Source organism: Rhodococcus sp. P14, assembly GCF_000256505.1.
Classification (GTDB): domain Bacteria; phylum Actinomycetota; class Actinomycetes; order Mycobacteriales; family Mycobacteriaceae; genus Rhodococcus; species Rhodococcus ruber.
The window spans coordinates 1-5,697 of record NZ_AJFC01000353.1 but is presented as its reverse complement, the minus strand read 5'-3'; the positions used below and the strand labels follow the sequence as shown (position 1 = coordinate 5,697).

Genomic DNA, 5,697 nt, shown 5'->3' with positions numbered 1-5,697 from the left:
CGCCCCGTCGAGCAGCATCAACGGGCCGGTGGGGGGCACGGGGGCGGCGGAGGCCGGCGTCGCAGTCACACCGGTCATCCTGCCAAACGCCACTACGCTGTCCGCATGAGTTCCCCCGAGCGCCGCTTCCCCGCCCCCGTCTACGCCGACCGCCTCGCCCGGGCCGCCGCCCTCGGCCACGACGCCGGTCTCGACGCGCTGCTCGTCACTCCCGGACCGGACCTGCGCTACCTGCTCGGCTCACGCGCGGAATCGTTCGAGCGGCTCACCTGCCTGGTGATCCCCACCGACGGGCAGGGCGCGTCCGTCGTCGTGCCGCGCCTCGAGCTGGCCTCCCTCACCGACTCCGCGGCCACGGACCTGAACCTGCCGGTGCACGACTGGGTCGACGGACAGGACCCGTACGCGCAGGTCGCCGCGCTGCTGCCGCAGCGTCCGCGCACCGCGGTCGTCGACGCCATGCCCGCCCTGCACCTGGTGCCCCTCGCGGCCCGGTTCGCGGTGCCGCCCGTGCTGGCGACCGAGGTGGTGCGGCAGCTGCGCATGGTCAAGGACGACGAGGAGGTCGCGGCGCTGCGCCGCGCCGGCGCCGCCATCGACCGGGTGCACGCGCAGATGGGGCGGTGGCTGCGGCCCGGCCGCACCGAGGCGCAGGTCGCGGCCGACATCACCGCCGCGATCGTCGCCGAGGGCCACACCGAGGCCGCCTTCGTCATCGTCGGGTCCGGCCCGCACGGCGCCGATCCCCACCACGAGGTCTCCGACCGGGTCCTCGAACCCGGCGACGTCGTGGTCGTCGACATCGGCGGCCCGGTCGAGCCCGGCTACTACTCCGACTCCACCCGCACCTACAGCCTCGGCGCGCCCCCCGACGACGTCGCGGCGAAGGTGGCGTTGCTCGAGGCGGCGCAGCAGGCGGCGGTCGACGCGGTCCGGCCCGGGGTCACCGCCGCCTCGGTCGACGCCGCCGCCCGCGACGCCCTCGCCGCGCACGGCCTCGCCGAGGTCTTCGTGCACCGGACCGGGCACGGCATCGGACTGTCCGTCCACGAGGAGCCGTACATCGTCGACGGCAATGCCGACGTGCTGCGGCCCGGGATGGCGTTCAGCATCGAACCGGGCATCTACTTCCGCGGCGAGTGGGGTGCGCGCATCGAGGACATCGTGGTGGTCACCGAGGACGGCTGCGAGCCGCTCAACCACCGTCCGCACGGACTGACGGTGCTGCCGGGGTGAGCGACCCTACTTGTCGAGTACCGAGCCCATCACCCGTGCCACGGTGATCTCCACCACCACGCGCGTCGGGTTGGGCCGCGGCGTCCGGTACCGCGCGGTGTAACGACGCACCCCCTCGGCGACGGCCTCCGGTTCCGCCCGCACCCGGGCGGGCCCCTCGAGGGTGAGCCAGCGGCCCCGCTCGACCTGACTGACGGCACCGTATCCGCGGCGGTCGGCGTTGAGCGCCTTCTGCGAGGTCGCATCGGTGATCACCCGCACCACCCCGGCCTCCGGATCCCACGTGAAACCGACGGCCACCACGTGCGGGCTGCCGTCCTTGCGCAGGGTCGTCAGCGTCCCGAGATGGTATTCGGTGAGGAACTGCAACGCGGCGTCGCCGAGCGCGGCGGGGGTGCGGGCCATGCCTGCGACGGTAGCCGAACCCGGCCCGCGCGCCCCGCGGCGCCACCCGGCACACTGGTGCGGTGAACAACGGGCAGGGTTCGATCGTCGTCTTCGGGGGCCGCAGCGAGATCGGGACGGCGGTGGCCGCCCGGCTGGCCCGCGGCCGCACCGTGGTCCTGGCCGCGCGCCGCGCCGGCGATCTCGAGGCGCAGCGCCGCGCCGTGCTCGACGCCGGTGCCGTCGCCGTGCACACCGTCGAGTTCGACGCCGACCGGCTCGACACCCACGAGCAGACCCTCGCCGACCTCGCGATGCTGTACGGGCCGATCGACGTCGCCGTCCTCGCGTTCGGCATCCTCGGCGACCAGCACCGCGCCGAACACGACCCGGCCCATGCCGTGGCGATCGTGCACACCGACTACGTCGCCCACGTGGCCCTGCTCACGCGGCTGGCGGGGCATCTGCGGGCCCAGGGATCGGGCCGGATCGTGGTGTTCTCGTCGGTGGCGGGGGTGCGGGTGCGCCGGGCGAACTATGTGTACGGCTCCGCGAAGGCCGGTCTCGACGGATTCGCCTCCGGCCTGGCGGACGCGCTGCACGGCAGCGGCGTGTCGCTGCTGCTGGTGCGACCCGGGTTCGTCGTCGGCCGCATGACCGAGGGGATGAGCCCCGCGCCGCTGTCGAGCACCCCGGACCGGGTCGCGGACGCGACGGTGCGGGCGTTGCGCCGCGGCCGCGGCGAGGTGTGGGTGCCGGCTGTGCTGCGGCCGGTGTTCGTCGGGATGCGGCTGCTGCCGCGGCCGATCTGGCGGCGACTGCCGCGCTGACCGGCGCGCTCAGCGGCGGCGCGACTCGAGCAGCCGCAACCACACCTCGCCGACCGTCGGATACGCCGGTACCGCATGCCACAGCGTCTCGAGCGGCACCGCGGCGACCACCGCGACCGTCGCGGCGTGCAGCAGCTCGGCGACGTCGGTGCCCACGAACGTCGCCCCCACCACGGTGTCGGCGGCGCGGTCGACCACGAGGGTGGCGCGTCCGGTGAAATCGTCCCGCGCCAGCGCGGATCCGGCCACGGCGATGTCGACCTCGAGCACCTCGACGTCGAGGCCGTCGGCGCGGGCGTCGGCCGCGGTGCGGCCCACGGCCGCGACCTCCGGGGTGGTGAACACCACCTGCGGCACCTGCCCGTGGTCGGCGCGCGCCCGGAACCGCGGCGCGTCGAGGTCGCGTCCCTCGGCGCGGGCGGCGATCACGTCGCCGCACACCCGTCCCTGGTACTTGCCCATGTGTGTCAGCGCGGTCCGGCCGGTGACGTCGCCGACGGCGTAGAGCCAGCGCCCGTCCACCCCGGCGACGGTCATGTGGTCGTCGGTGCGCAGCGGGCCCTCCCCGGCCCACCCGACGGTGTCGAGTCCGAGTCCGGCGGTCGCGGGCCGGCGCCCGGCCGCGACGATCAGCTCGTCGACCTCGAGGGTGCCACTGTCGTCGAGGCGCAGCCGCACCGGGCCGCCGTGGATGCGTCCGATGCCGGTGTCCGCGACGTCCGGGCGGGACACCTCCGCCGTCGTGGTGCCGAACCGCAGCCGCACGCCGTGCTCGCGCAGCGCCTCGGCGACGGCGGCGCCGGCGACCGGCTCGGTGCGGGCGAGCAGCCGGTCCCCCCGCACCAGCATCGTCAGGTCCTCGGTGCCGAGCTCGCGCAGCCAGGTCGCGATCTCGCAGGCGACGACGCCGCCGCCGACGATCGCGGCGCGCCGCGGCACCTGCTGCAGGTTCGTCGCATCCCGCGAGGTCCAGGGCCGGGCCGCGCGCAGCCCCGGCACGTCGGGCACGGACGCGGTGCTGCCGGTGGCCACCACCACCGCGTGCCGGGCCCGCAGCCGCCGCGGCCGCGGGCCGTCCACGGTGACCTCGCACCGGGCGGTGAGGCGGCCGTGCCCGCGCACGACGTCGATCCCGGCGCCGCGCGCCCACTCGACCTGGGCGGTGTCGTCGCGGCCGTCGGTGAACGCGTCCCGGCGGGCGAGAACGTCGGCGACGTCGACGCCGTGGGCGGCGACCTTGGCGGCGACGCCGGGCATGTGCCGGGCCGCGGCCAGCACCTGTCCCGGGCGCAGCAGCGCCTTGCTCGGCATGCACGCCCAGTAGGAGCATTCACCGCCGACGAGTTCGTGTTCGACCAGGACGGCGGTGCGGTCGCTGCCGGCGATGGCGTAGGCGGCGGCGTTCTCCCCGGCGGGTCCGCCGCCGAGGACGACGACATCGAACACCTCGGACTCGGACCCCGCACCGATGCTCATGAACCCACGGTAGGCGGCGTGCGGGCGGTGCGGGCCCGGAACACGACCGCCGCGGCGCGGTTCAGCGCAGCTCGGGGGAGTCGGCGTCGAAGACCAGTCCCATCGGGGCGAGGACCCGCACCACCTGTTCGGCGGCCCACTCGTCGAGATCGCACAGCAGCACCACCGACCACGGCGTCACCACCAGGGGACGATCCACGGCCGCGAGGAACTCCGCGGTCCGCGCCGGCAGCACCGCCCCGGGCAGACCGCCGCCGAGGGTGACCGCACCGTCGGGCTGGTCCAACCAGCCCACGGGCCGGGCCGGGGCCGACGGGCGCCGCGCCGGCGGCGCCGACGGCTCCACGCCCAGAGCGGCGAGGGTCGCGGCGACCCCGGCCCGCGGCGGCCGCTGCGCCGCCGCGACCAGCGTCTCGACGACGTCGTCGGGGGGCAGGCGCACGCCGGTGTCGGTGCCGTCGAGCAACAGCGCCCACCGCCGGTCGGGCAGCGCCGCCGCCCCCACCTCGGGGGCCAGGGCCGCGATGTCGCCGCTGCCGTCGTCGATCCCGACGACGAGGTCGCGGCCGGGCGCGAGCGCGGTGAGTCGACGGTGCACCTCGGCGAGGATGTCCCGCACGTCGACATGCCCGCCGATGCGGCCGGACAGCGGCGAGGCGAGCAGGCGGCGCCGATGCGGTCCGGGCAGGTCGAAGCCGTGGCCGGACAGCTGCGCGGTGAGTTCGGCCCGGTTTCCGCGCAGCCCGAGACCGTCGGCGGTGAGGACCAGGGCGCCCCCGGCGTGGTCGTGGGCGAGTTCGGCGAGGATCTGCAGCTGCGCCGCCGCGAGCCGACCGCCGGGCAGGGACACCTCGACCAGGTCGACGGGTTCGTGAGCGGGCGCCATGGCCTCCAGGCTAGACGGCGGCGGTCGGCGCGGCCCGCCCGTCCGTAGGGTGTGGCCCATGACCCCGACCTTCGCCGACCTGGCCGCCGCGAAGTACGTGCTGCTGACCACCTTCCGCAGGGACGGCACCCCGGTGCCGACCGCGGTGTGGGCCGCCGCCGACGCCGACCGGCTGCTGGTGTGGACCGTCACCGACTCCTACAAGGTCCGGCGGTTGCGCCGCGATCCGCGGATCACCGTCGCGGTGTGCGACGTGCGCGGCACACCGCGCAGCGACGCGGTGCCCGGCACCGCCACGGTGCTCGACGCGGCCGGCACCGAGCGGGCGCGGGCGATGATCGCCCGCAAGTACGGGATCCTCGGGTGGCTCACGGTCAAGGGCAGTGTGCTGCGCCGCGGGCGCGCCGGCACCGTCGGGCTCGCCTGTGTCGTCGAGGCGGACGATCCCACCCCGGATCCCGGTCCCGGCGGGTGAGGGGACCGCGGCGGCACACGGGCGTCGCCGCGGGATCAGCGGGCGCGGCTGACCGACGACATGTGGAAGTCGGGGATCCGCAGCGGCGGCATCGCGGTGCGGGTGAACCAGTCCTTCCATTCCCGCGGCAGGGTGCGCTGCGTGCCGCCGGCCTCGGTGGTGCGCCGCAGCAGATCCAGGGGGCTCTCGTTGAACCGGAAGTTGTTCACCTCCGCCGTCACCGCACCGTCCTCGACCAGATACACACCGTCGCGGGTCAGTCCGGTCAGCAGCAACGTCGCCGGGTCGACCTCCCGGATGTACCACAGGGTCGTCAGCAGCAGTCCCCGCTCGGTGCGGGCCACCATCTCGTCCACGCCGGCCGTGCCGCCGCCGGTCAGGAGCAGGTTCTCCCCGGGCGTGGCCGCCGG

At 75.7% G+C, this 5,697-nt stretch carries 7 protein-coding genes; 3 read left to right on the top strand and 4 right to left on the bottom strand.

All coding sequences use genetic code 11. The features are described 5' to 3' along the window. Positions 1–105 precede the first annotated feature (105 nt). A complete protein-coding gene (locus tag OEY_RS0124800; RefSeq protein ID WP_010596441.1) occupies positions 106–1,236 on the top strand; it encodes a M24 family metallopeptidase in 1,131 nt (376 codons plus the stop codon). 6 nt (positions 1,237–1,242) lie between these two features. Here OEY_RS0124800 and OEY_RS0124795 read toward each other — a convergent pair whose 3' ends face one another. Beyond that, positions 1,243–1,641: a TIGR03618 family F420-dependent PPOX class oxidoreductase gene (locus OEY_RS0124795; protein ID WP_010596440.1), complete on the bottom strand. Its 399-nt coding sequence runs from the start codon at positions 1,639–1,641 to the stop codon at positions 1,243–1,245. 62 nt (positions 1,642–1,703) lie between these two features. Here OEY_RS0124795 and OEY_RS0124790 point away from each other — a divergent pair, with 62 nt between their 5' ends. Continuing rightward, complete coding sequence (locus tag OEY_RS0124790; protein WP_010596439.1) at positions 1,704–2,450, top strand: SDR family NAD(P)-dependent oxidoreductase; 747 nt, start codon at positions 1,704–1,706, stop codon at positions 2,448–2,450. Between the two features lie 9 nt (positions 2,451–2,459). Here OEY_RS0124790 and OEY_RS0124785 read toward each other — a convergent pair whose 3' ends face one another. Together OEY_RS0124785 and OEY_RS0124780 are read right to left on the bottom strand one after the other, a co-directional pair. Continuing rightward, positions 2,460–3,926, bottom strand: a complete 1,467-nt coding sequence (locus tag OEY_RS0124785; protein ID WP_010596438.1) for a dihydrolipoyl dehydrogenase family protein — start codon at positions 3,924–3,926, stop codon at positions 2,460–2,462. 61 nt (positions 3,927–3,987) lie between these two features. Next, the gene (locus OEY_RS0124780; protein WP_010596437.1) at positions 3,988–4,812 is read right to left on the bottom strand and encodes a precorrin-3B synthase; all 825 of its coding nucleotides are present in this window, start codon (positions 4,810–4,812) and stop codon (positions 3,988–3,990) included. Between the two features lie 58 nt (positions 4,813–4,870). Here OEY_RS0124780 and OEY_RS0124775 point away from each other — a divergent pair, with 58 nt between their 5' ends. Further along, positions 4,871–5,287, top strand: coding sequence for a PPOX class F420-dependent oxidoreductase (locus OEY_RS0124775; protein ID WP_010596436.1), 417 nt, complete (start codon positions 4,871–4,873; stop codon positions 5,285–5,287). A gap of 35 nt (positions 5,288–5,322) precedes the next feature. Here the strand turns inward: OEY_RS0124775 and OEY_RS0124770 are convergent. After that, positions 5,323–5,697: metallopeptidase TldD-related protein (locus tag OEY_RS0124770; protein ID WP_010596435.1), on the bottom strand; the 375-nt coding region annotated here is incomplete at its 5' end.